Source organism: Nonomuraea insulae, from assembly GCF_042656245.1.
Genome location: NZ_JBHSPA010000003.1, coordinates 18,590 through 39,391, shown reverse-complemented (window position 1 = coordinate 39,391; position 20,802 = coordinate 18,590). Strand labels below are relative to the sequence as shown.

The 20,802-nt window shown below is 70.0% G+C and carries 22 protein-coding genes; 11 read left to right on the top strand and 11 right to left on the bottom strand.

What is annotated here, in order from left to right; genetic code table 11:
• Positions 1-138: 138 nt before the first annotated feature.
• Positions 139-1,626 (bottom strand): SPFH domain-containing protein, encoded by a 1,488-nt coding sequence (locus tag ACFPZ3_RS00665; RefSeq protein WP_379511910.1) that lies wholly within the window; start codon positions 1,624-1,626, stop codon positions 139-141.
• A 10-nt stretch (positions 1,627-1,636) separates the two neighbouring features.
• The gene (locus tag ACFPZ3_RS00660) at positions 1,637-1,837 is read right to left on the bottom strand and encodes a hypothetical protein (RefSeq protein WP_379511909.1); all 201 of its coding nucleotides are present in this window, start codon (positions 1,835-1,837) and stop codon (positions 1,637-1,639) included.
• 131 nt (positions 1,838-1,968) lie between these two features.
• On the opposite strand from ACFPZ3_RS00660, the gene ACFPZ3_RS00655 reads away from it, so the two are divergent.
• From ACFPZ3_RS00655 to ACFPZ3_RS00630, 6 genes are all read left to right on the top strand, one after another.
• Positions 1,969-3,441 carry an NAD(P)-binding protein gene (locus ACFPZ3_RS00655; RefSeq protein ID WP_379511908.1) on the top strand — a complete coding sequence of 491 codons (1,473 nt, stop codon included), beginning with the start codon at positions 1,969-1,971 and terminating at the stop codon, positions 3,439-3,441.
• A complete protein-coding gene (locus ACFPZ3_RS00650; protein ID WP_379511907.1) occupies positions 3,438-4,298 on the top strand; it encodes a PrsW family glutamic-type intramembrane protease in 861 nt (286 codons plus the stop codon). Before ACFPZ3_RS00655 ends, ACFPZ3_RS00650 begins: the two co-directional genes overlap by 4 nt.
• A 164-nt stretch (positions 4,299-4,462) precedes the next feature.
• On the top strand, positions 4,463-6,577 hold the full coding sequence (locus ACFPZ3_RS00645) for a sensor histidine kinase (RefSeq protein WP_379511906.1): 2,115 nt from the start codon (positions 4,463-4,465) through the stop codon (positions 6,575-6,577).
• Positions 6,574-6,981: a roadblock/LC7 domain-containing protein gene (locus ACFPZ3_RS00640; protein WP_379511905.1), complete on the top strand. Its 408-nt coding sequence runs from the start codon at positions 6,574-6,576 to the stop codon at positions 6,979-6,981. Before ACFPZ3_RS00645 ends, ACFPZ3_RS00640 begins: the two co-directional genes overlap by 4 nt.
• Positions 6,978-7,340: a DUF742 domain-containing protein gene (locus tag ACFPZ3_RS00635; RefSeq protein ID WP_379511904.1), complete on the top strand. Its 363-nt coding sequence runs from the start codon at positions 6,978-6,980 to the stop codon at positions 7,338-7,340. Before ACFPZ3_RS00640 ends, ACFPZ3_RS00635 begins: the two co-directional genes overlap by 4 nt.
• Positions 7,321-7,893 carry a GTP-binding protein gene (locus tag ACFPZ3_RS00630; RefSeq protein WP_379511903.1) on the top strand — a complete coding sequence of 191 codons (573 nt, stop codon included), beginning with the start codon at positions 7,321-7,323 and terminating at the stop codon, positions 7,891-7,893. The genes ACFPZ3_RS00635 and ACFPZ3_RS00630 overlap by 20 nt, the downstream gene beginning before the upstream one ends.
• Before the next feature lies 1 nt (position 7,894).
• Here the strand turns inward: ACFPZ3_RS00630 and ACFPZ3_RS00625 are convergent, their stop codons facing one another.
• From ACFPZ3_RS00625 to ACFPZ3_RS00600, 6 genes are all read right to left on the bottom strand, one after another.
• Entirely contained in the window at positions 7,895-8,269 is a 375-nt protein-coding gene (locus tag ACFPZ3_RS00625; protein WP_379511902.1) for a DUF742 domain-containing protein, read from the bottom strand.
• Positions 8,266-10,584, bottom strand: coding sequence for a sensor histidine kinase (locus tag ACFPZ3_RS00620; protein WP_379511901.1), 2,319 nt, complete (start codon positions 10,582-10,584; stop codon positions 8,266-8,268). The genes ACFPZ3_RS00625 and ACFPZ3_RS00620 overlap by 4 nt, the downstream gene beginning before the upstream one ends.
• Positions 10,585-10,640: 56 nt before the next feature.
• Positions 10,641-11,312: a DUF998 domain-containing protein gene (locus tag ACFPZ3_RS00615; RefSeq protein WP_379511900.1), complete on the bottom strand. Its 672-nt coding sequence runs from the start codon at positions 11,310-11,312 to the stop codon at positions 10,641-10,643.
• A 413-nt stretch (positions 11,313-11,725) separates the two neighbouring features.
• Entirely contained in the window at positions 11,726-13,141 is a 1,416-nt protein-coding gene (locus tag ACFPZ3_RS00610; RefSeq protein ID WP_379511899.1) for a xylulokinase, read from the bottom strand.
• Positions 13,138-14,283: a xylose isomerase gene (xylA, locus tag ACFPZ3_RS00605; RefSeq protein ID WP_379511898.1), complete on the bottom strand. Its 1,146-nt coding sequence runs from the start codon at positions 14,281-14,283 to the stop codon at positions 13,138-13,140. Before xylA ends, ACFPZ3_RS00610 begins: the two co-directional genes overlap by 4 nt.
• 43 nt (positions 14,284-14,326) lie before the next feature.
• Positions 14,327-14,515: a hypothetical protein gene (locus ACFPZ3_RS00600; protein ID WP_379511897.1), complete on the bottom strand. Its 189-nt coding sequence runs from the start codon at positions 14,513-14,515 to the stop codon at positions 14,327-14,329.
• Positions 14,516-14,672: 157 nt separating this feature from the next.
• Here ACFPZ3_RS00600 and ACFPZ3_RS00595 point away from each other — a divergent pair, with 157 nt between their 5' ends.
• Together ACFPZ3_RS00595 and ACFPZ3_RS00590 are read left to right on the top strand one after the other, a co-directional pair.
• Positions 14,673-15,182 carry a VOC family protein gene (locus ACFPZ3_RS00595; protein WP_379511896.1) on the top strand — a complete coding sequence of 170 codons (510 nt, stop codon included), beginning with the start codon at positions 14,673-14,675 and terminating at the stop codon, positions 15,180-15,182.
• Positions 15,183-15,233: 51 nt separating this feature from the next.
• The gene (locus ACFPZ3_RS00590) at positions 15,234-15,479 is read left to right on the top strand and encodes a hypothetical protein (protein ID WP_379511895.1); all 246 of its coding nucleotides are present in this window, start codon (positions 15,234-15,236) and stop codon (positions 15,477-15,479) included.
• Here ACFPZ3_RS00590 and ACFPZ3_RS00585 read toward each other — a convergent pair.
• Both ACFPZ3_RS00585 and ACFPZ3_RS00580 read right to left on the bottom strand, forming a co-directional pair.
• Complete coding sequence (locus ACFPZ3_RS00585; protein WP_379511894.1) at positions 15,476-16,756, bottom strand: TIGR04013 family B12-binding domain/radical SAM domain-containing protein; 1,281 nt, start codon at positions 16,754-16,756, stop codon at positions 15,476-15,478. The genes ACFPZ3_RS00590 and ACFPZ3_RS00585 overlap by 4 nt on opposite strands.
• A gap of 15 nt (positions 16,757-16,771) precedes the next feature.
• Positions 16,772-17,350, bottom strand: a complete 579-nt coding sequence (locus tag ACFPZ3_RS00580) for an NADPH-dependent FMN reductase (RefSeq protein ID WP_379511893.1) — start codon at positions 17,348-17,350, stop codon at positions 16,772-16,774.
• Between the two features lie 83 nt (positions 17,351-17,433).
• Between ACFPZ3_RS00580 and ACFPZ3_RS00575 the strand changes: the two genes are divergently transcribed.
• Together ACFPZ3_RS00575 and ACFPZ3_RS00570 are read left to right on the top strand one after the other, a co-directional pair.
• Positions 17,434-17,766 carry a winged helix-turn-helix transcriptional regulator gene (locus ACFPZ3_RS00575; protein WP_379511892.1) on the top strand — a complete coding sequence of 111 codons (333 nt, stop codon included), beginning with the start codon at positions 17,434-17,436 and terminating at the stop codon, positions 17,764-17,766.
• Between the two features lie 102 nt (positions 17,767-17,868).
• A complete protein-coding gene (locus ACFPZ3_RS00570; RefSeq protein WP_379511891.1) occupies positions 17,869-18,993 on the top strand; it encodes an MFS transporter in 1,125 nt (374 codons plus the stop codon).
• Here ACFPZ3_RS00570 and ACFPZ3_RS00565 read toward each other — a convergent pair.
• Positions 18,987-19,424, bottom strand: coding sequence for a hypothetical protein (locus ACFPZ3_RS00565; protein WP_379511890.1), 438 nt, complete (start codon positions 19,422-19,424; stop codon positions 18,987-18,989). The genes ACFPZ3_RS00570 and ACFPZ3_RS00565 overlap by 7 nt on opposite strands.
• A 183-nt stretch (positions 19,425-19,607) precedes the next feature.
• Here ACFPZ3_RS00565 and ACFPZ3_RS00560 point away from each other — a divergent pair, with 183 nt between their 5' ends.
• Positions 19,608-20,720 carry a S1 family peptidase gene (locus tag ACFPZ3_RS00560; protein ID WP_379511889.1) on the top strand — a complete coding sequence of 371 codons (1,113 nt, stop codon included), beginning with the start codon at positions 19,608-19,610 and terminating at the stop codon, positions 20,718-20,720.
• Positions 20,721-20,802: the final 82 nt, after the last annotated feature.

Here is a 20,802-nt window from a genome sequence, read left to right as displayed (position 1 = left end):
GCACGACGAACATCCGGCGATGACCAGAGTGCTCGCGAATATGCTGGAAAATGCTTTATGCATGGGCTCTCCAATTCACTCCAGCGGCATTGTTCCAAACGCTAGAGGAAGCGGAGAGTAAGAGGCCGAGTAACGTCGCTATTCGCGGGATTCAGTGGTTTTACGAATGATTTCCGGTTCGCCGCCGTTCGGGGAGCCGCCGTTGATCAGGGATCTGGCCAGGCCCAATCCGGTGCCGCCGAGCGTGAGGGCTTTGGCCAGCATTTCCTCGATGCCCTGGGCGCCGTTCAGCACCACCATGTGGTCGACGTTCCCGAACGCCTTCGCGCCCGCCTCGACGATTTCCGGCCACTTCTCGGCGAGCTGCTGGGCGATGACGGCCTCCTGGTTCTCCTTCAGCGCCTGGGCGCGGGCCTTGATCGCCTGCGCCTCCGCCAGGCCCTTGGCCTGCGCCGCCTCGGCTTCCGCCAGGCCCAGCGCCTTGGCCGCCGCGGCGCCGGCCAGCCCGCGGGCCTGGGCGGCCTGGGCCTCCGCCTCGCCGGTGACCTTGGTGGCGGCTCCCGCGGCCTCGCCGCGCAGCCGTACGGACTCGGCCTCCGCGGCGGCGGCCAGCTTGACCTGGCTGGCCTGCGCGGCGGCGCGCAGCTCTGTCTCCCTGGCCTCGGCCTGCGCCTGGGCGATGCGGGCGTCGCGCTCGGCCTGGGAGAGGGTGACGGTCTCGTACGCCTTGGCGTCGGCGGGCTTGCGCACCTGGGACTGGAGCCGCTGCTCGGCGAGCTGGGCCTCCAGCTCGGCGGCCCTGGTCTCCTGGACCACCACCTCCTGGCGGGCGCTGGCCTCCGACAGCGGGCCCGCCTGGCGGGCCGTGGCCTGGGCCTGGTCGATCTCGGCCTGGTAGGAGGCCTCCTTGATCCTGGCGTCGCGGCGGGCCGCCGCCATGTGGGCGGCGGCGACCTGCTCGGCCTCGGTGGCCTCCTGGTCGCGCTGCGCCTGGGCGATGCGGGCGGTGGCGGCGACCCTGGCGGCGTGCGGCTTGCCCAGGTTGACGATGTAGCCGGTCTCGTCGTCGATCTCCTGTATCTGCAGGGAGTCCACGATCAGGCCCAGCTTGCTCATCTCGTCGGCGGCCGAGGCCCTGGTCTCGCTGGTCAGGCGCTCGCGGTTGAGTATCAGGTCCTCGATGGTGAGGTTGCCGATGATCGAGCGCAGGTGACCGGTGAACAGCTCGTGGATCGCGCTGGTCATGAAGTCCTGCTGGTCGAGGAAGCGGCGGGCGGCGTTCGCGATCGAGGCCAGGTCGTCGCCGACCTTGTAGATCACCACACCGCGGATGTGCACGGGTATGCCCTGCTGGGTGACGCAGGAGACCTGGAGGTTGGCGGCCCTGGTGTCCAGCCGCAGCCGCCTGGAGGTCTGGAAGCCGGGCAGCACCGCCGCGCCCTTGCCAGTAATGATCTTGAAGCCGAGGCTGTCCAGGCCGGCCTCACCGCGGCGGCGGGCGCCGAGGCCGGAGATGATCAGGGCCTCGTTGGGCTCGGCGACCCGCCAAACGGCCTTGAACAGCAGGATGAGAACGACGCCCGCGGCGATGATGCCGCCGGCCAGGAAGTAGATCTCGGGGGACATCGGGCCCTCCCTAAACGAGTGCTCTGACCACGTACACGGTCCGCGGGGGGAAATACTCGACCACGACCACGATGGAACCGAGGGAGAACTCCTCGTCGGACACGCTGGGATGGGCGTAGAAAGCCTCCACGCCGCCCCTGACAGGGATCATGACTTCGCCGACGAGCCCCGGGCCGATCCGTCCTGTGACCCTGCCCTGCCTGCCGACCACCGGACTCCCCCCGTCGTGATATTCCGGACGCTACTCCAAACCGGCATTCGCGGTAATAGGGCGCGCAAAATGTTTCCCGGGGCACTGCGCGGCACTGTGCGGCTTTTCTCCGCACTGCTGATGATCGCGCCATGAGCCTGTCTTCGCGCGATCTCGGGATGGATCTGCCTATTACCCGCAGGGACTTCTTCGACGGCATAGCCGTGGGATGCGTGATCGCGGGCGGCACGCCTGGGAAAGCCGAGGCGGCCGCGGACCCGCCCGCGGCCTTCACCGTGCGCGGGGACACCGGTGAGGCGCTCAGCGTGCCGCACGCGCTGCGGGACGGCCGCTTCTGGGAACACGCGGGCCCCGAGGTGCCGACGGGGGAGAGTTACGACCTGGTGGTGGTCGGCGGTGGGCGCAGTGGAGTGAGCGCGGCCTCCGAGTGGTTGCGCCGCCATCCGCGCGACCGGGTGCTCGTTCTGGACAATCACGACGAGCTGGGCGTCCGGGCGCCGGCGCGGAGGCGGGTCCGCGCCGACGCCGTGATGTGCGACGCGGCGAGCTACGGTACGGACACGCTGGTCAGAACCTCCTCACCCGGATGGGCCGAGCGGTTGCCGTTCTCCGGGCGGGAACTGCTGCGTGACGATCCGCCCGACTGGTTCCCCGGGCTCTCGGCGGAGGACAAGCAGGAGCGGCTGGCGGGGCTGACGTACTCGGAGTTCCTGCGGGAGGTGTGCGGGGCGCATCCGGACGTGGAGCGGTTCTGCCGGACGATGTCGAGCCCCGAGTGGGGGTACGACACGCGGGCGTTCGGGGCCATCGACGCCTGGGGCACCGGGTATCCGGGGTTCGGCGGGCTCGGGCTCGATCGGGAGAAGCTCTCCAGGTTCAACTCGCCCACCGTGCGCGGGCAGGGAGGCCCGCCGCAGGCCCTCGCTCTGGACGGGCGGGCGCGGGTGCGGTTGTCCAGCCCCGTGGTGTCCGTGCGCGACGGGGTCGTGGCGTACTTCGACGGGCACCGGGTCATGACCGTCGGGGCGCAGGCGGTGATTCTGGCCTGCTGGAGCGCGGTGGTCCCGTACCTGGTGCCGGGGCTGCCTGACGGGCGGCGGGCGGCGTTGCGGCAGGCTGTGCGGGTGCCGTTGGTGGAGGCCGCGGTGCGGTTGCGCGACCCGGGGGCGTGGCGGCGGCTGGGTGTGCGGCGGGTGCGGTGGACCGGGGCCTACTGGTGCTGGTGCGAGTTCACGCCCCCGGACGGCGTGCGGCTGCTGGCCACGCCGTGCCGGTCCGAGCTGGGGCCCGTGGCGGGGTCGGTGGCGGGGCGGCGGGAGTTGTTCGCGACGTCGTACGAGATGCTGGAGCACACCGTCCGCGACCAGCTCGCCCGGCTGCTCGGCCCGGTCGGGTTCGACCCCGGCGGGGACATCGCGGCGATCACCGTGCACCGGTGGGGGCACGCGCTCCCGCCCGAGTACTGCCGGCCCTGGCACGCGTTCTACCCGGACGGGCCGTTCCCCTCGGACGCGGCGCGCGGGCGGTTCGGCCGGATCGCGATCGCGGGCTCCGACGCCGGGCCCGGCTCCGAGGTGCGAGCGGTCGAGGAGTTGTCACGATGAGGAGACTCTGGCTGCGGATCTTCCTGACCGGGCTCGTCCTGTGGCTGGCCACGGTCGGCGTCACCGGCTGGACCGGGAACTCCAACCTGGTGCCCACCGTGGTGCTGTTCGGCAGTTTCCTGGTGCCGGTGACGTTCGTGGTCTGGGCGTACGGGCGGGCGCGTTCGCCGGGGGTGACGGTCGAGCGGCTGTTCATGGCGTTCGTGGTGGGCGGCGTGCTGGGCGTGCTCGGCGCCTCGCTGCTGGAGAACTGGCTGATCAGGCCGTCGATCACCATGTACGTGCTCGTCGGCCTGATCGAGGAGGGCGTCAAGCTGGCGGCCCTGATGTTCGTCACCAGGCACATGGTCAAGCGCTCGACCAGGGACGGCGTGGTGCTCGGCGCGACCGTCGGCTTCGGCTTCGCCGCCTTCGAGAGCGCCGGGTACGCCTTCAACGCCCTGTTCACCGCCGACGGCCTGTCGCTGCGCCAACTGGTGGAGACCGAGGTGCTGCGCGGCATCCTGACCCCGGTCGGGCACGGCCTGTGGACCGCGATCCTCGGCGGGGCGCTGTTCGCCGCGGGCGGCGCGCTCACCGCTCCTGTCGTGCTGAGCTATCTCGGCGTCTCGCTGCTGCACGCCCTGTGGGACTCGATGAGCGCCATCGCCATCGCCATCACGCTCGTGCTGACCGGCCGGCAGTGGCAGTTCGAGTTGCTGAGGATCGGGCGCGTGCCACACGTGACGGAGTGGCAGGTGCACGTTTACACACTGCTGAACTGGGCGGGACTCATCGTGATCTCGCTGGTCGCGCTCGTGTGGCTGTGGACGATCGTCGCCGCGGCCCCCCGTGACCGCGAGATCTTGTCCCAATAATCACGGTAATGAACGCCTTCCTCCCACTGCGCCGGGAGCATAATCGGTGCTAGTCTCCTGTGCGATCTTCCGGAGGTGTATTTACACAAGGTGTGGAAATGCCCCCGACTCGAGGTTGGGACATGGGCTCGCGAAACCGGTCAATTCGGTTCAAGATCTTCTTATTGCTGCTGCTACCCCTCCTGTCTCTGAGCGCGCTCTGGGGTTTCGTCCTCAATCTCACGATGGGCGACGCCCAGTCGCTGCTCCGCGCGAACACCCTCTACCGGACCATCGGCGTCACCTCCACCGACCTGGGACTTCAGCTACAGGCCGAGCGGGTGCGCTCCGCGGAGGCGCTCACAACGCGTGAACTCACCGAGGTGCTCGGCGCGCAGCGCGCCCGTACCGACAGGGCCGTGACAGAGTTCAGACAGGCCGTCACCGATGCCGGCGTCTCCGCCGGTGACAATGTGGACCTGCCGCTCCGCGACCTGAACAGCGCCCTTGACAGACTCGGCTCGATCCGCGGCGACATCGACAACGGCCTCAGCTCCCGGCTGGACGGGCTGAACGAGTACAACCATCTCCTCGACGCGATCTTCCAGCTCTACGACCACCTGGTCTCCGTCTCCGACCTGCAGATCTTCCAGCAGGCGTCGTCGTTGCAGGCCATGGGCATGGCCAGGGAGTACATCGCCAGGGAGCACGCCCTCATCATCGGGGCCCTGACCGACCGGCGGCTCACCGAGCCGGAGACGGCGGCCTTCACCGAGTACGCGGCCTCCAGGAAGTTCCTGCACTCACGCGGCCTGGCGGGGCTCGACGTGTCGCTGCGCGGGCCGTACGAGCGGGTCTTCGCCACCGAGCCGTTCCTCTCCTTCGCCACCATGGAATCCCGGGTCATCAAGACCGGCGCGCCGCCCCCCGACGCCGAGTCCTGGCACGACGCCATGGACAAGCTCACCTCGCGCCTCGACGACATCGGCGTGGCCTCCTCCGACACCCTGGCCGCCCGCACGTCCGACGCGGCCACCTCCACCGTGGTCGAGATCTCCGTCGCCGGCGGCGTCGGTTTGATCGCCGTGCTCGCGTCGATCATCATCTCGGTACGCTTCGGTCGTCGTCTGGCCGGAGAGCTGGCCGGGCTGCGTGGCGCCGCGGTCGAGCTGTCGCAGGAGCGGCTGCCCGACATCGTGGCGCGGCTGCGCAGGGGCGAGGACATCGACGTGCGGAAGGAGGCCAGGACGATCAAGGTGAGCGGTTCCGCCGAGATCACCGACGTGGCCAGGGCCTTCGGTTCCGTGCAGCGCACCGCCGTGCGCGCGGCCGTCGGCCAGGCAGCGCTGCGGCGCGGGGTCGGCCAGGTCTTCGTCAACCTCGCCCGGCGCAAGCAGGGCCTGCTGCACCGCCAGCTCGCGCTGCTGGACGCCATGCAGCGGCGTACGCACGACCCCGACAAGCTGGAGGAGCTCTTCCGGCTGGACCACCTGACCACCCGCATGCGGCGGCACGCCGAGAGCCTGGTCGTCCTGTCCGGCGCCGCGCCCGCACGCTCCTGGCGCAAGCCGGTGCCCGTGATCGACATCGTCCGCGCCGCGGTCGCCGAGGTCGAGGACTACACCCGGGTCGCCGTGGAGCCGATGCCGGTCACCGCGATCGACGGCACCGCCGCGGCCGACCTCACCCACCTGGTGGCCGAACTGGTCGAGAACGCCACCATCTACTCGCCGCCGGACACCACAGTCCAAGTACGCGGCGACCTGGTGAGCAACGGCTACGCCATCGAGGTCGAGGACCGCGGGCTGGGGCTGATGCCCGACGAGTACGCCGTCTTCAACGCCCTGCTGAGCAACCCGCCCGAGTTCGACCTGGCCGACAGCGACCGGCTGGGCCTGTTCGTGGTCGCCAAGCTCGCCGAGCGGCACGGGATCAGGGTGCTGCTGCGCCGCTCGCCCTTCGGCGGCACCACCGCCATCGTGCTGGCGCCGCGCTCGATCGTGGCCGAGCAGAGCGCGCTGGAGGCGGCCGGCGGCGACGGGAAGGCCGCGCTGCCCAGCCGTACCAGAAAGAAGGCGCTCGCGGTCGTCACCTCGGGCACCCATGCCGGACTGCCCAGGCGAGTGCGCCAGGCCAATCTGGCGCCGCAGCTCAAGGAAGAATCACCGCCTGAGCCGGAGCAGCAGGCCAAACGCTCTCCCGACGAGGTACGCGACCTGTTCTCCGCCTTCCAGCGGGGAGCCCAACGCGCCCGAGAAGAAGCCTCTGAGGAGGGGCCCATGAGTAAGGGGGATGCATGACTGCGCCGACCACCAACTCCGGTGAGATGAACTGGCTGCTGGACGACCTGGCGACGAGGGTCGCGGCCGTGCGCCAAGCGGTCGTCCTGTCGACCGACGGCTTGGCGGTGGGTTATTCCCAGGGATTGAGCCGCGAGGACGCCGAGCACCTGTCGGCGGTGGCGGCCGGGTTCCAGAGCCTGGCCAGGGGGACAGGACGCCATTTCGGCGGCGGCGAGGTGCGCCAGACCATTGTGGAGATGGAGTCGGCGTTCCTGTTCGTCACCGCGGCGGGCCAGGGCACCTGCCTGGCCGTGATCGCCGATGCGAACGTGGACGTCGGCCAGATCGCCTATGAGATGGCCATGCTGGTCAAGCGGGTTGGCCAGCACATCACCACCAATCCACGCGCTGGAGCGTCATGAGCGATAGCCCGCAGTGGTTCGATGAGGACGCGGGGCCGATAGTCCGGCCCTACGCGCTCATCCGCGGCCGGACGCGCTCCTCAGGAGACGCGTTCGACCTCGTGGCCACCGTGCGCGCCCTGGCGGAATCACCTGGCGAGCACGGCCCCGAGCAGCAGCTCATCCTGCGGGCAGCCCGTAGTCCGATCTCGGTGGCCGACCTGGCCGTCGAGCTCGATCTGCCCGTCGGCGTCATCCGGGTCTTACTCGGTGATATGCGTGACCACGGCCTCATCTCGGTGACGTCGCCCTCCGCAGGAGGGTCGCGGTCGAATGAGCGCATTCTCAAGGAAGTGATCAATGGACTCCGTGCTCTCTGAGGACCCCGTCGCGCTCAAGATCTTGATCGCAGGGGGGTTCGGCGTCGGCAAGACCACCTTGGTCGGGTCGATCAGCGAGATCAAGCCGCTGCGCACGGAAGAGGTGCTCTCCGACCGCGGGATCGGCATCGACGACCTCGACGGCGTCGAAACCAAGAACACCACGACCGTGGCGATGGACTTCGGCCGCATCACGATCCGCGAAGGGCTGGTCGTCTACCTGTTCGGCACGCCGGGTCAGGAGCGGTTCTGGTTCATGTGGGACGAGCTGTCCCACGGCGCTCTGGGCGCGGTCGTGATCGCCGACACCCGGCGGCTGACCGACTGCTTCCCGTCCGTCGACTACTTCGAGCAGCGCGGCACGCCCTTCGTGGTGGCCGTCAACTGCTTCGACGGCGCGAACCGGCACAGTGTGGAGGACGTACGCATCGCGCTCGACCTGGACGACAACGTCCCGGTCATGCTCTGCGACGTGCGGCGGCGGACCTCGGCCAAGGAGGTCATGATCACGCTGGTCGAGCACTCGCTGAGGACGCTCACCTCGGCGAACTGAACTAGAGCGCTCTCAGGCCGTTGATGACCTCGCGGAGCAGGCTCTCCGAGGGGGCGGCGGCCTTGTCGAGCGGCGGGCGCACCGACACCAGGCCGTGCTCCAGCAGGTCTCCCAGCAGGACCCGTACGACGCCGACGGGCAGGCCGAGTTCCGAGGCGATCTCGACGACCGGCCTGTTCTGCGCCGCCACGGCGCTCAGCAGCCGCCGGTGCTGCGTGCTCAGCTCCGCCTGGGCCGGGGCGGGCAGCCCCGTCGAGACGACGGTCGCCAGCAGGTCGACCTCGGAGGAGGCGGATCTGGTCCGTCCGCGCGCGACCGCGTACGGCCGCACGACCGGCCCCGCCTCATCGTCGACCCACTCGTGCTCGCGGCTCACGATTCAGATCCCCCATCCTGGTCGCTTTCCTGCCGCCCGCGCTGCCAGCCGGTCTGGAGCGAGGAGAGCAGCGCCCTGGCCTCCTCAGGCGAGCGCTCCTCGAGCGGCGCCGCGGGGGGCGGCGCCTGCCTGAGCCGCTGCGGCAGCCCGGTCTGCCGTTCCCGTTGCGGCAGAGTCGTCGGCTGCTCCCGTTGCGGGAGAGTCGTGGGCTGCTCCCGTTGCGGCAGACTGGTGGTGGGTCCCTCCCGTTGCGGCAGGCTGGAGGGCCGCTCGCGGCGCGGCAACTGCTGCTCGTGCGGAGCCGGCTGGGACGGGATCGGGCTCTCGGCGTTGCCGTTTCTCTTACTGGTACGAACCCGGCGCGGCAGCTCCCCCGGCCCCGTCGGGTCCGACCGCACCACCGACACCGACACCGACTCGAACTCCAGCGGCTGCTCCGGCGACGCCAGGGGCTCGACCAGCGAGGCCGGGACGAGCACGATCGCCGTGGTGCCGCCGTACGGGGACGGCTTGACCGTCACCTTCACCCCGTGCCTGGTCGCGAGCATGCCGACCACCGCGAACCCCAGCCGCTCCGTCTGCGACGGGTCGAACTCCGGCGGGCTGGCCAGGCGCTCGTTGAGCGCCTTGCGGGTGGATTCGTCCATGCCCAGACCGCGGTCCTCGATCTCGACGGCGAAGCCCCTGCCGACCATCTCTCCGTGCACGGAGACCTCGTTGTTGGGCGAGGAGAAGGTGGTGGCGTTCTCGATCAGCTCGGCGAACAGGTGCATGAGGTCGGCCACCGCGGCGCCGGAGACGCCGCACTCGGGCATCGGGTAGACGCGTACCCGCGTGTACTCCTCCACCTGCGCCGCCGCACCGCTCAGCACGTCCTCCATCGCGATGGCGCCGCGCCACCTGCGGCCCGCCGAGCCACCCGACAGCAGCACCAGGCCCTCGGCGTGGCGGCGCATGCGGGTGGTCAGGTGGTCGAGCTTGAACAGCCGCTCCAGCGCCTCCGGCTCCTCGGTCTGGCGCTGCATCTCGTCGAGCAGCCTGAGCTGGCGCTGCAACAGCGACTGGCTGCGCCTGGCCAGGTTCCGCAGCGCCTCGGAGACGCCCTCGCGCAGCCTGGCCTGCTCGACGGCCGCGTCCACGGCCGTGCTCTGCACGCTGTCGAACGCCGCCGCGACGTCCCTGACCTCGCTGGTCGCCTTCTGGTCCACCTCGATGGGCGGGGCCTCGGCCGCGATGTCCACGCTCTCGCCCTTGCGCAGCTTGGTCACGACGTCCGGCAGCCTGATCTCCGCCAGGTCCAGCGCGGTACGCCGCAGCGACCCCAGCTCGCGGGTGAGCCGCCGGCCGACCTTGATCGAGATGACCACCGAGAACACGACCGCGATCAGCCCCAGCAGGCCGGCGATGGCGGCCCGCACCACGACGCCCACGCCCGCCGGCTCCATCCTGGCCAGCAGCTTGTCGCCGGTGCGCCAGACGGCCTCGCGGTACTCCTTCTGCACCTGGTCGGAGATGCCCCGCCAGAGGTCGACGTCCAGGGGCTGCCCGGCGATGTACGCCTCCAGGAGGTTCTCCATGGTGACGTAGCGGGGCGAGTAGTACAGCTTCTCGAACGGGGCGCGCAGCTCGGTGTCGAGGTTGGCCAGGGCCTTGGGGAAGAGGTACGTCCTGGTGCCGTCGATGCCGGACAACATGTGGACGTCGTGCATGTCGGCCTTGCCGTTGGAGGCGATGACCAGGGCGTGCTCGCGGGACAGCAGCTCGCGTACCTCGTCGGCGGAGATCAGGCCCTGCGCCTGGAGCGCCAGTTCGAGGTCGGTGCTGACCGTCAGGCGGGAGTACAGGAGGTGGATCTCGTCGGAGATCTTCGCGTACTCCGTGACGAGGCCGCCCGGGGTGAGCCGGCGCTCATCCACCTTGCCCCTGATGTCGGGCAGCCGGTCGATCGTCGCGAAGACCGTCTGGAGCTGCGTCTTCATGTCCGGGGTGAGCGCGGCCTGGGTGTCCTCGGCCGCCGCCTGCTGACGCAGCTTCTTGTTGTTGCCATCCACCTTGGCCCGGGCCTGGGCCAGCGCGTCCGTGTCGGTCGCCGTGCCCGCGATCCGCTCGGCCGAGGCCAGGCGCTCCGCCTGGAGGTTACCGACCAGGCCGTCGGCGTTGTTGATGATGCCGGTCCAGATCGTCTCGACCTTGAGCAGGTTCAACGCCTCGCCCGACGTCGTGCTCGCGGCGAAGCCCCACAGCGCGATCAGGGAGATCAAGGGGATGACGAGCAGCGTCGAGATCTTGAATCTGATGGATCTGCCCGATGCCATGACACCTGCTCCCGGATAGAAGATCGCGGGAGAGAATAGCACCGAAACAGATGGTTTTAAGATCGACTAGCGATAAATCTGTGATATGTCGGGAAATTTGCGGCCTTCGGGCGGCTCTTGATCCACGCCAGCCGCACGAGCCATCCGGCGAGCACCGCCAGCAACGCCACCTCCGCCCCCAGCAACAACCGCTCGACGAGCCCGATCATCACCCGCTCGCCCGGCATGGCCACGTACGTGATCGCCAGCAACCCGAACCCCCCGGCCAGCGCCACCCACTCCACCACCCGCGCCACGGGCTTCCACGCCTCGTCCGCGCCCAGCCTGGGCACCAGCAACGCGCCCGCGGCCGGGAGGCTCACGAAGGCGGCTACGGAGACGTACCTGTGGATCTGGGCCGCCAGGTCGAGGTCCTGGCCGATGGGTGTGGTCGGGATCATCGCGGCTACCACCAGGGCGCCCGACCACACCATCAGCAACCGCTCCGGCATCCCCCGTACGGGCGCCCCCGCGGCCCGCAACCCGGCCAGCAAGGCCAGGGAACCGATGCCCAGCACCGCCATCGCGATCTCCGTGACGCCCCCGCGGTCGGACACGGCGTACTCGCTGATGGTGATGTTCATGGGGTCGAGGTAGGGGTCGGGGCCGAACTGGCCCGCCACGACGGCGACCACCGCGAACACGATCGAGGCACAGGCGATCAGGGGGTAGAGCCTCTTTGCGGTCATGGGGCTACTTTGCTGGTTGCGCGGGTCCTCCCACATCCGGCTCCCACCCCGACCCGCCCCTGACCCGACCCTGATTAGTCATCCATCCTTTACGCGCTGCCGTGGTCCACCACCCGCCGCACTCCGGCTGAGGGCCCTCCAGGAAACGGCCTCTGAGCCCTTCAGTGGCGCGCCACCGTTACGCGAGCCCACGTTGCCCGTCCAAGGCTGAATCGCCGCCCATGCGACCCTGAGACATCCCTGAGCCGCCCCGGCACCCCGGCACCCCAGCACCCCAGCACCCCAGCACCCCAGCACCCCAGCACCCCAGCACCCCAGCACCCCAGCACCCCAGCACCGACATGGTTGCGGGGCTCGCAAAAGGCGCACCCCCGAAGGCCGGGGGCCCTCAGGGGTGGGTGGGACGGGGTGGGTCAGTCGAGGATGTGGGTTGTGGCGCGGGCGTAGCGGTCGCGGATGGAGGGGATGGCGGCGCCCTCGTACGTGGCCGTGTCGCCCGACTGCCAGGACGGCGTGGCCACCAGCGTCGCCGCCTGGTAGGCGGCCCCGTCGGCGACGTACTCGGCGGGGGGCGGGACGGTGATCGGCACGCCGAAGACGGTCGGGGCGATCCGGCGTACGGCCTCGGAACGGGCGGCGCCGCCGATCAGGAGCACCCGCTCGGGCCGGAGCGCGAGCGCGTCCAGGGCGTCGGCGAGGCCGCAGAGCATGCCCTCGATGGCCGCCCTGGCCAGGTGGGCCGGGGTCGAGGTGGCCAGGGTGAGCCCGTGGACGGAGCCGGTGGCGGTGGGACGGTTGGGGGTGCGTTCGCCCTCCAGGTAAGGCACCAGCGTCAGCCCGTCGGCCCCAGGGGGCGCCTGGAGGGCCAGGGAGCCGAGTTCGTCGAGCGTGACCCCGGCGATGCGGGCGGCGGCGTCCATGACGCGGGCGGCGTTGAGCGTGCACACCAGCGGCAGGAAGCGCCCCGTGGCGTCGGCGAACCCGGCGACCGCGCCCGTGGGGTCGGCGCTGGGCGACTCGGCGACCGCGAACACGGTGCCGGAGGTCCCGAGCGAGACCACGACGTCACCCGAGCGGGCCCCCACGCCGAGCGCGGCGGCCATGTTGTCGCCCGTGCCCGGCCCGATCAGCACCGTGCCCGCGGTGACGCTCTCCGCGGGCCCCAGGACCCTGGGCAGCAGCGGGACCGCGCCGAAGGCGGCCTTGAGCAGGTCTGTCCGGTAGGAGCCGGAGGCCGGCGACCAGTAGCCGGTGCCCGAGGCGTCCCCCCGGTCCGTGACCAACCGGTCGAGAGGCGGCAGCGGCGCGTCCGACCAGCCCGCCACCGAGAACGGCGTCCCGGAGCCGAGCGCCCCCAGCAGCCGCCAGGTGAGCCAGTCGTGCGGCAGGCACACCGCCGCCGTCCGCCGCGCGTTGTCCGGCTCGTGCTCGGCCAGCCAGCGCAGCTTGGTCACCGTGAAGGAGGCGACGGGCACCGAGCCGACGCCCTCGGCCCACGCCTGCGGCCCGCCCAGCTCGGCGGTCAGGTCGGTGGCGGCCTGGGCGGAGCGGGTGTCGTTCCAGAGCAGGGCATCGCGTACGACATTTCCGGAATCGTCTAGGCAGACCATGCCGTGCTGCTGCCCGCCGACACTGATGGCGGCCACGCCGTCCAGCCCACCGGCCTCTTCGACGGCCAGCAGTAACGCGCTCCACCAATGGGAGGGGTGCACCTCGGTGCCCGCTGGATGTGGGGCGCGCCCCTGGCGTATCAGCTCGCCCGTCTCCGCGTCTCGAATGACGACCTTGCAACTCTGCGTGGAGGAATCGACCCCAGCGACCAGCGTCACCCACGAACTCCTAACAAGTGCTCCAGCGCAAGCTGGTTCAGATGGGTGAAATGGTATCCGCGCCGTGCCGCTGCCTCGGGGTCGAAGTCGTCGCCCGCGAGATCGGCCAGCGTCTCGCCGCGGTTGAGGGTGGGCAGACCGAGTTCTTCGACGCGGGAGGCCCGTAGCGCTTCACGAACTTCTGGATCAGAACGGTAATTTCGGGCCTTCTCGCGGAGTATCAGGTATGTCCGCATATTGGCGGTGGCCGAAACCCATACGTCCGAGGGATCCTCCGTACGCAGGGGCTTGAAGTCGAAGTGCCGAGGCCCGTCGTATCCGCCGTGTTCCAGCAGATCGACCAGGAAGAACGCGCTCGTCACATCGCCATGTCCGAAGACCAGGTCCTGGTCGAACCGGGGCCCGTGCTGGCCGTTGAGGTCGATGTGAAACAACTTGCCGTGCCACATCGCCTGGGCGATGCCGTGCACGAAGTTGAGCCCGGCCATCTGCTCGTGGCCGACCTCGGGGTTGAGCCCGACCATCTCCGGGTGCTCCAGCTCACCGATGAACGCCAGCGCGTGGCCGATGGTCGGGAGCAGGATGTCGCCGCGGGGTTCGTTCAGCTTGGGCTCGATGGCGAAGCGGATGCCGTAGCCGCGCTCGCGTACGTAGTCGCAGAGCAGGTCGAGGGCCTCTTTGTAGCGCGCGAGCGCCGCACGCACGTCCTTGGCCGCGTCGGACTCGGCCCCCTCGCGGCCGCCCCAGCACACGTAGGTGGAGGCGCCCAGCGAGGCGGCCAGGTCGAGGTTGCGCGTGACCTTGCGCAGCGCGTAGCGCCGCACGTCACGGTCGTTGCTGGTGAAGGCGCCGTCGCGGAAGACGGGGTGGGTGAACAGGTTGGTGGTGGCCATGGGCACTTTCATGCCGGTCTCGGCAAGCGCTTTCCTAAACGCCGCGACAGCGCGGTCGCGGTCGGGCTCGACAGCGAGCAGGTCGTCGTCGTGGAAGGTGACGCCGTAGGCCCCCAGCTCGGCCAGGCGATGCACGCTCTCGACGGGATCGAGGGGCGCCCGAGCGGCATCCCCGAACGGATCGCGCGCCTGCCAGCCGACCGTCCACAGACCGAAGGTGAATCGATCGTCAGGGGTTGGCTCGTACATGATTCGATGCTCCCCTGGCGATCAGTTCTCCACAAGCACTTGTTCACAAGCCCGAAGGGTCACGCCCCACGCTGATCTCCTCCGCGATCTTGCGGATCTCCGTCACCTGGAGGCCGGGAGCCTTGGGCAGGTGGCGCAGCAACGCGTCCATCACCACGGGCACCGGCTGACCGGCGAACCGGCCAGCGATCCCGTGGACCGCCCTGAACAGCGCCTCTTCGGTGTCGTGCATCGGCCTCTCCTTGGTCGGGTACCCGGAGAACGCTACGGCCTGCGCCCGACACTTTGCTCGCTACCCCTTCAGCGTGTTCCTGACGGCCGGGCAAATCTCCTCCGGTTAGTTGAACGCTCATATACTTAGCTCGCAAGCCTGGCGAAAGGGGCGAGTGATGCCGGTCCAGCGGCTCAACCACGCGGTCCTCTACGTACGCGACGTGGAACGCAGCGTCGCCTTCTACCGGGAGGCACTCGGCTTCGAAACCGTCATGGGCATGCCGGGCGCCGCCTTCCTGCAGGCTCCCGGCTCCTCGAACGATCACGACCTGGGCCTGTTCCAGATCGGCGAGCAGGCGGCCGCTTCCCCGGCCGGGCGCACCTCCGTGGGCCTCTACCACCTGGCGTGGGAGATGGACACGCTGGAGGAGCTGGAGCGCGCACAGGTCAAGCTGGCCGAGCTGGACGCGCTGGTCGGCGCCTCCGACCACAGCACCACCAAGGCGCTCTACGCGCGCGACCCCGACGGACTGGAGTTCGAGGTGTCGTGGCTGGTCCCGGCCGCGCTGCTCACCGAGGAGATCATCGCCGCCCGCACCAGCATCCGCCCGCTCGACCTGAACGCGGACAAGCAGCGGTTCGGAGCCCAGACGCGGGGCGGAGTGGGCGTGTCGATCCCCGCTTGACGTACCGTGGACATATCGACCCCTCCCCACGGAATTTCACGGAGACCGGTCATGCCAAGCGACCCTGATCACGTGCTCGACGCCATCGACGGCGTCGTCGAGGAGTGGGAGACGCTGAGCGCGGACGCCATGCGCTGGGCGCCTCCCGAGACCAAGGACCCCGACTTCATGACCGAGGTGAGCGAGATCTTCGGCCCCCTGGTCAACGCGTTCTCCCACGCGCTGCGCCCGGTCGGCGACGCCTTGGAACGCGTCCTGTCCTCCCTGGAGGGGGACGACGACTCACGTCAGGGCTAGCCGGTGCGCCGCCGGCGAGCCCTTCGCGGGTAGGCCCTGGCCGTCTCCGCCAGCCGCGCCGCGTGCTCGGCCTGCTTGCGCCAGTGCCCGTAGGCGTCACCACGCTGGGCCAGCCGATCGAGCTCGCTCATCGTCGTCAGCGGGATGAACGCCGGCTCCGCGTCGCGCCACGGCGTGCCCGGCAACGGCATGAAGGTATGGGTGTGGATGCGAGCCCCCAGATCGGCCAGGTCGGAGGCGAGTGCCAGCGACTGCGCCTGGTCCTGCTCGGACTCCCCCGGCATGCCGAAGATGAAGTCCACGTTCGGCCGGAACCCGTGCTCGACCGCGATCCGCACGGCGTCGCGCACGGGCGAGGTGTCGTGCCCCCTCCCGGACGCGGCCAGCACCCGGTCGGAGCCCGACTGGGCGCCGATGATCAGGTTGTCGTTGGCCACGTACCGCTTGAGCAGCCGCATCGCCTCCGGCGTGACGTGCTCGGGCCGCACCTCGGAGGGAAAGCTGCCGAAGAAGACTCGCCCGTGCGGCGGCAGCTCTTCCTTGACCCCGGCCAGCAGCTCCTCCACGGCGGACAGATCGGGCTCGGGCCCTGGTGAGCCGTAGGAGAGCGAGGTCGGCGTGATGAACCGCACGTCGCGCAGTCCTCTGCCGACCATGCCGCGCACGTGCTCGCGCACGCTGGCGACCGACCGGTGCCGGAACTGGCCGCCGAACATGAACGGCGTCTGGCAGAACCGGCAGGTGTAGCGGCAGCCACGGGTGATCTCGATCGGCCCGTTGCGGCCGGCGAACGACGGGTAGGCGTCGAGCGGAAGCTGCGGCGCCGGTCTGGTGCGCAACGCGACCCCGTCGGCATCCTTGATCGCCAGCCCGGGGACCGAGGTGAGCGGCTCGTCCCGCTGGAGAGCGCGTACGAGGGCGATGATCGTCGACTCGCCCTCACCGACGCCCGCCAGATCCCACCCCGCGTCGATGACCTGCTGCGGCTCGGCGGTCGCGTGCACGCCGCCCGCGATGTGCAGGCCCCGCCCGCCGCTCAGCGACCGGACGGTGGCCAGCTCGGCGGCCATGGCCTCGGCGTCGGGCGAGTAGAACGACCACAACACGAGCACCCGGCCGGCGTCGCTCGCCACGATGTGCCCGGCGGTCTCCTCGGGGGTGGTGCCGAGCCGCAGCTCGTGCTCGACTCCCGCCGTCTCCAGGGCGGCGAGCAGCGCGTGCACGCCATACGTCACCGCCTTGCGGTATCGGACCACCACGCAAACCGCCGCTGCCACGTCCGGCAGCGTAGCTCAGGCCTCCGACAACCGCATCGCGCGCAGCGCGCCGGTGAGTTTGGCCAGCTCGGCGAGCATGGTGCCGGCGGCGGCGTCCGTCACGTCGCTGGGGTGCAGCGTGCCGTCCTCGTCCAGGGACTGCGCCACGAACGGGATGTTCACCGCCTCCAGCACCGGCACCATCTTCAGCGTGCTGACGACCTGGCGCAGGCCGTTCACGGCGCGGGTGCCGCCGGAGACGCCGCCGTAGCTGACGAACCCGGCCGGCTTGTGGTTCCACTCGTGGTGCAGGTAGTCCAGGGCGTTCTTCAGCACGGCGGTGAAGCTGTGGTTGTACTCGGGCGTCACGAACACGAACGCGTCCGCCCGGTCCACGGTGGCGCTCCACTCCTTGGTGTGCGCGTTCACGTACTGCCGCAGCCTGGGGTGGTGGGGCTCGTCCATGAACGGCAGCCCCACCTCCGCCAGGTCGACCAGCTCCACCTCGAAGAGGCCGGCGGCCACGGCCCTGCCGTGGAACCAGTCGGCGACTCCGCGCCCCACGCGACCAGGACGGTTGCTGGCGACGACGACCTGCAGAACGGGCTTGTCCATGACGTGCTCCTACGCTTGCTCGATGAGGCGACTACACATTATTGAGTAGCTACACATTTCTTAGCAAACGCTAGAGTGTTCCCATGAGCCCGGACTCTGTCTGCACCCGCTTCCACATCGCCTTAGAGCTGATCGGCGCACGCTGGTCAGGGGCGGTGATCCACATGATCCTCAAGGGCGCCCACCGCTACGCCGACCTCAAGTCGGCCATCCCCGGCATCAACGACACGATGCTGGCCAGGCGCCTGCGCGAGCTGGAGTCGGCCGGCCTCATCGAGCGGCGGGTGCTGGACACCTCGCCGGTGCGGGTCGAATACCACCTGACCGCGATGGGCCAGGAGTTGCGGCCCGTGCTGGACGAAATGGTGGCCTGGGCGCACAAATGGATCCCGCTGCCCGAGGCCAAGTCCGCGTAGAATCGATTCCATGATCCAGCGACATTAAGTCCCGACCAGGGGCCGCGGGCCTCCGAGGCGACGAGCACTCGGAGTCCCCACTCATTCCCCCTGGAAGGTCTCATGCTCGTCGCATCGTTGTACGCCTACGCGTTCCTCGGCGAATTCATCCTGATCTATCCGGTATACGCGCTGCTGTTCGCCGATACCGGGCTCTCCGTCGCCCAGACCTCCTCCCTGTTCGTCATCTGGTCGATGACGGGCATGGTGCTGGAGATCCCGTCCGGCGCCTGGGCCGACGCCGTCTCCCGCCGGTTACTGCTGTTCCTGGGCCCGTTGCTGACCGGTCTGGGCTTCGCGCTGTGGGTGCTGTTCCCGTCGTACTGGGTGTTCGCGGCCGGGTTCGTGTTGTGGGGCGCGGGAGACGCGCTGGTGTCGGGGGCTTACGAGGCGCTCTCGTACGAGGAGTTGGAGCGGCGCGGTCAGTCCCACCGCTACGCGGGCGTCATGGGCCGGGCCACCTCCCTCGGCCTGACCGCCACCGCGGCGGCGATCGGCCTGGCCTCGCCCGTCTTCGCGGCCGGCGGCTATCCCCTGGTGGCCGCGGCCAGCGTGGTGGCCTGCGTCCTGTGCGCGCTCACGGCCCTCACCCTGCCCGAGCACCGAACTCCCGGCGCCGCCAGGGATTACCTGGCGGTGCTGAAGGAGGGGATCACGCTGGCCCGCGCTGATCGCGGCGTGTCGCGCGGGGTCGCGCTGGTCGCGTTCGTGACGGCGATCTGGGGGTCCCTGGAGGAGTACGTCCCCTTCCTGGGGGCGGAGATGGGCGTGGCCAAGGCCGCGATCCCGCTGCTGATCCTCCTGACCTGGGTCGGCGCCACGGCGGGCGGCCTGCTGGCGGGGCCCGCCGAGCGCCTGCCCGATCGCATGTACGCCCTGCTCCTCGTTCTGGCCGCGCTGGCCATGGCCGCGGGGGCGATCAGCGGGCACCCGGCCGGGTTCGTGCCGATCGCCCTGGCCTTCGGGGCGTTCCAACTCGCCCAGGTGCTGGCCGACGCGCGTCTCCAGGGGCGGATCAGCGGCCCGGCGCGGGCCACGGTGACCTCGGTCGCCGGGCTGGGCACGAACGTGGTGATGCTCGGGGTCTACACGGCGTACGGGATGGTGTCGGCGCACGCGTCGCATGGGGTCACGTTCGCGCTCCTGACCATCCCGTACGTGCTCATCGCCGTCCTGATGAGTCAGTAACGGGACGGGATCCGCTTGGGCAGCGGCGGCGGCTCCTCCTCGGCGACCTCCTCCTGGGACGGCTCGGGCTTCCTGACCCCCCGCCACCGGGAGGGGAAGACCGAGGCGGCCAGCAGGACGCACGCCGTGGTCAGACCCCAGATGTCGATCAGGTCCAGGTACGTCTTCGTGTACTCGGCCTGGATCAGAACGATCCAGGGCGAGCGCGCGAACGCCGCCGCGCCCGCGAAGGCCAGCCCCGGCACCAGCGAGGCGAGGGGCGAGATCCGCGACCCCGCCAGCACGCCCACGACGACCATGGACGCACCGAGCACGACCAGGGCGATCCATCTTTCCGCGAGATTCGAGGAGTAGAGAAAACCCGCCGCGATCAGCGGGGTGGCCAGCAGTCCTGCGCCGGCGCCGAGCAAATGACGAACACCATTACGCACAGAGAACACCTCCAGCCACCGGACCCTACCGATGTGCCAGGACGTGCGCAGAAAAGGCGGCAAATTCAACATTCGGGACAGTGGCCAAAAAGGCCCCATAACACCGAAATAGGGCCTGTTTGCTATCTAAGCAGGACCCGAAGCAACCGTTAGCTTGACAGCACCCCCACCCGAGGAGTGCACATGTTGAGTAAGAGCTGTGCGCTGGCAGGCGCGATCACCCTCGCCGTCTGCCTGGCCACCCCCCTCAGCTCGGCCGCGGCCGAACCGGCGCCCCAAGCACCCCCCACCATGATCGACGCGCTCGAACGCGACCTCGGCCTCTCCGAAGCCCAGGTCGTCACCCGCCTGGCGAACGAGGAGCGTGCCGCGAGCGTCGAATCGAACCTGACCACCGCACTGGGCGGCTCGTTCGGCGGCGCCTGGCTGAACGGCGACGCCTCCAAGCTCCTGGTCGCGACCACCGACCCGGCGGCCACCAAGGCCATCGAGGCGCAGGGCGCGCAGCCCGTCGTCGTCCAGCGGCCGATGAGCCAGCTGAACGGCATCATGCAGCAGCTCGACCAGGCCCCCAAGCGCGCCAAGGCCGGAGCCGCCCTCTGGTTCGTCGACGTGACGACCAACACCGTCTCCGTCCAGGCTCCCACCGTCGAGGCCGCGCAGGCCCTCGTCGCGGCCGCGGGCGTGGACAAGGGCGCGGTCACCGTGTCGGCGACGGCTGAGCAGCCGACGACGTTCATCAACATCATCGGCGGGGCCGCGTACTTCATCGGCGGCAGCCGCTGCAGCGTCGGCTTCTCCGTCACCAGGGGCACCACCCCCGGCTTCGTCACCGCGGGCCACTGCGGCCAGCCCGGCTCCAGGACCACCAGCCCGACGGGCACCTTCCAGGGCTCGTCCTTCCCCGGCAACGACTACGCGTGGGTCGCGGCCCCCGGCAACACCGTCACGCCGTACGTGCGCGGCTCCGGTGGCGCCAACGTGACCGTACGCGGCTCCACCCAGGCCTCGGTCGGCTCGTCCATCTGCCGCTCCGGTTCGACCACCGGCTGGCGTTGCGGCACCATCCAGCAGCACAACGCCAGCGTCAGGTACGCGCAGGGCACCGTCTCCGGCCTGACCCGCACCAGCGCGTGCGCCGAGCCCGGCGACTCCGGCGGCTCGTTCATCTCGGGCAGCCAGGCCCAGGGCACCACCTCCGGCGGCTCGGGCAACTGCTCTGTCGGCGGCACCACGTACCACCAGCCGGTCAATGAGGCCCTAGGCGTGTACGGCCTCACGCTCCGCGTCGGCTGACCCCCTCTACGGCGCGGCGTGCCCTTCCCCGGGCGCGCCGCGCTGTTTCGTTGTGACCGATGACTTTCCGCCGGGCGCCGAG

Excerpts from the sequence above, each read along its gene's own strand:
- ACFPZ3_RS00650 (WP_379511907.1), top strand. The coding sequence starts at position 3,438 with ATGAGGAGACTCTGGCTGCGGATCTTCCTGACCGGGCTCGTCCTGTGG.
- ACFPZ3_RS00580 (WP_379511893.1), bottom strand. The coding sequence starts at position 17,350 with ATGGACAAGCCCGTTCTGCAGGTCGTCGTCGCCAGCAACCGTCCTGGT.
- ACFPZ3_RS00635 (WP_379511904.1), top strand. The coding sequence starts at position 6,978 with ATGAGCGATAGCCCGCAGTGGTTCGATGAGGACGCGGGGCCGATAGTC.
- ACFPZ3_RS00640 (WP_379511905.1), top strand. The coding sequence starts at position 6,574 with ATGACTGCGCCGACCACCAACTCCGGTGAGATGAACTGGCTGCTGGAC.
- xylA (WP_379511898.1), bottom strand. The coding sequence starts at position 14,283 with ATGTACGAGCCAACCCCTGACGATCGATTCACCTTCGGTCTGTGGACG.
- ACFPZ3_RS00570 (WP_379511891.1), top strand. The coding sequence starts at position 17,869 with ATGCTCGTCGCATCGTTGTACGCCTACGCGTTCCTCGGCGAATTCATC.
- ACFPZ3_RS00560 (WP_379511889.1), top strand. The coding sequence starts at position 19,608 with ATGTTGAGTAAGAGCTGTGCGCTGGCAGGCGCGATCACCCTCGCCGTC.
- ACFPZ3_RS00600 (WP_379511897.1), bottom strand. The coding sequence starts at position 14,515 with ATGCACGACACCGAAGAGGCGCTGTTCAGGGCGGTCCACGGGATCGCT.
- ACFPZ3_RS00615 (WP_379511900.1), bottom strand. The coding sequence starts at position 11,312 with ATGACCGCAAAGAGGCTCTACCCCCTGATCGCCTGTGCCTCGATCGTG.
- ACFPZ3_RS00590 (WP_379511895.1), top strand. The coding sequence starts at position 15,234 with ATGCCAAGCGACCCTGATCACGTGCTCGACGCCATCGACGGCGTCGTC.
- ACFPZ3_RS00630 (WP_379511903.1), top strand. The coding sequence starts at position 7,321 with ATGGACTCCGTGCTCTCTGAGGACCCCGTCGCGCTCAAGATCTTGATC.
- ACFPZ3_RS00620 (WP_379511901.1), bottom strand. The coding sequence starts at position 10,584 with ATGGCATCGGGCAGATCCATCAGATTCAAGATCTCGACGCTGCTCGTC.
- ACFPZ3_RS00595 (WP_379511896.1), top strand. The coding sequence starts at position 14,673 with ATGCCGGTCCAGCGGCTCAACCACGCGGTCCTCTACGTACGCGACGTG.
- ACFPZ3_RS00575 (WP_379511892.1), top strand. The coding sequence starts at position 17,434 with ATGAGCCCGGACTCTGTCTGCACCCGCTTCCACATCGCCTTAGAGCTG.
- ACFPZ3_RS00665 (WP_379511910.1), bottom strand. The coding sequence starts at position 1,626 with ATGTCCCCCGAGATCTACTTCCTGGCCGGCGGCATCATCGCCGCGGGC.
- ACFPZ3_RS00655 (WP_379511908.1), top strand. The coding sequence starts at position 1,969 with ATGAGCCTGTCTTCGCGCGATCTCGGGATGGATCTGCCTATTACCCGC.